Raw genomic sequence first — 1,770 nt, 5'->3', positions numbered from 1 at the left:
CCTTCTGGTACTGGCTCAGCATCGACGCATGGGGCTGGATCACCGGCCACCCATGGTGGTCGGCCCTGATCGCCAGCCCACTCGCACTGACCGCCATCCTGTTCCTGGTCCGGCTCGTCACCCCGCGCGAGTACGTCCACTACGCGGACAGCGGCTTCGACGACGAGGAGCCGGCACCCCTGACATACGGGATGCAGCACCTGGACGCGATGGACGCGACCGAGTTCGAGCGGGCGTGCGCCGACCTCCTCGTCCGGGACGGCTTCACGCAGGTCCAGCACTCCGGCCGCTCCGGTGACCTCGGCGCGGACGTCATCGCCCGGGACCACCTCGGCCGGAAGGTGGTCGTGCAGTGCAAGCACTACAGCAGACCGGTCGGTTCCAGGGACGTCCAGACGTTCAACGGCACAGCCCGGCCCGAGCACCACGCCGGCGTTCCCGTCATGATCGGGCTCAACGGCTTCACCCGGGACGCCGAAGCCTTCGCCGCCCGCCACGACCTCGTCCTGGTCAACCGGCAGACCCTCACACTATGGGCCCACGGCTCCCACCTCTACGACGCGATCGACGAGGACGAAGACCACGCCGCCGCCTGACCAGCCCCACCCCCGGGACTTCGCCGACCCTGTCGGCCGCCGCACTTCATGACGCGAGCTGCGTATCGCGACCGTGCCCTTGCAAACGCCCGACCCCTCTGCGCCCTTCCCGAGTCGATCGACCACCCTGAGCACACCGCCCGCCTCGACATACGCCGAACCGACCGACTCGACGGACTCCTCCACGAGTACCAACATGCAGCCTGAACAGGGCGGATGACGTTGTCGACAAGGGCAGGGCCGGAAAGATCAGCTGATCACCGCGACCGGGCCGTTCCAGGCGTCGTGGTCGACGGTGAGGGACACTCCTCCGTAGCTCTCCTGCTGGTCGACCGCGTACTGGTGGCCCCGCCAAGGGCCGCTCCACTGGCCGGCCGGAAAGGGGAAGCCGCTGCTGGTGTCGGCCGCGCCGTCGTACAGGGCGTACCACAGTGCGTCCGGCAGGCCGGTCGCACCGGACGATGCCGCTTGGCTCATGGCCAGGGCGCTGGACTTGCTGAAGCCGTAGAAGCCCGCCCAGTAGCCGTGGGCGTGCAGGGCCGCGTCCCAGGCCTGGACGTACGTCAGCACCGCGCCGCTGCACGCGCCGTCGGAGGCGTCGTAGGCTTCCATGTCGAGGTAGACGGCACTGCCCGGGCCCATGCCGAGGGCGGCGGCGTGGGCGACTGCGTCAGCGCCGTCGGAGGAGCCGAGGGAGGCCGCGTTGGCGGCGGTGATCCGCTCCGGGTTGCCGGAGGTCTGGCAGGGCGGCTGCGCGCCCACGTAGAGCGGGATCAGCTGCCACCCGGCGGCGTGCACGGTGTGCACCCACGAGGACGTCAGGTTCGGCTGCGAGCAACCCCGGTTCTGGCCGCCGATGTAGACCGCGGCCGCGCCGTAGGGCGACTGGCCGTGCCACGCCTGCATCGCGGCCGAGGACGGCGCGGTGCAGGTGTCGAACGCCTTGCCGGTGAAGACGGCCGGTCCGCGCGCGGGCGCGGGGGCGGGCGCGGGGGCGTTGTTTACCGGGACCGCTCCCTGACCCCCGGCGGTCGGCGCGGGAACGGACGCGCTCGAAGGCGCCGGGTGTGACGACGATGCGGCCACCGAGGCCGACGCGGACTTGGACGACGTGGCCGACGCGGACGCGGACTTGGACGACGTGGCCGAGGCGGACGGCGAGGCGGAGCCACTG

Annotated in this window: 2 protein-coding genes; one reads left to right on the top strand and one right to left on the bottom strand. The window is 71.3% G+C overall.

What is annotated here, in order from left to right:
* The coding region (locus ACFQ87_RS46115; RefSeq protein WP_380617028.1) for a restriction endonuclease at positions 1-596 on the top strand (596 nt) is incomplete at its 5' end.
* Positions 597-845: 249 nt separating this feature from the next.
* On the opposite strand, the gene ACFQ87_RS46110 is transcribed toward ACFQ87_RS46115, so the two are convergent.
* Positions 846-1,682, bottom strand: a complete 837-nt coding sequence (locus ACFQ87_RS46110; protein WP_380617029.1) for a glycoside hydrolase domain-containing protein — start codon at positions 1,680-1,682, stop codon at positions 846-848.
* Between the last annotated feature and the right edge of the window lie 88 nt (positions 1,683-1,770).

Source organism: Kitasatospora sp. NPDC056531 (assembly GCF_042794375.1).
Taxonomy (GTDB): domain Bacteria; phylum Actinomycetota; class Actinomycetes; order Streptomycetales; family Streptomycetaceae; genus Kitasatospora.
This window is presented reverse-complemented; position numbering and strand designations above follow the sequence as displayed.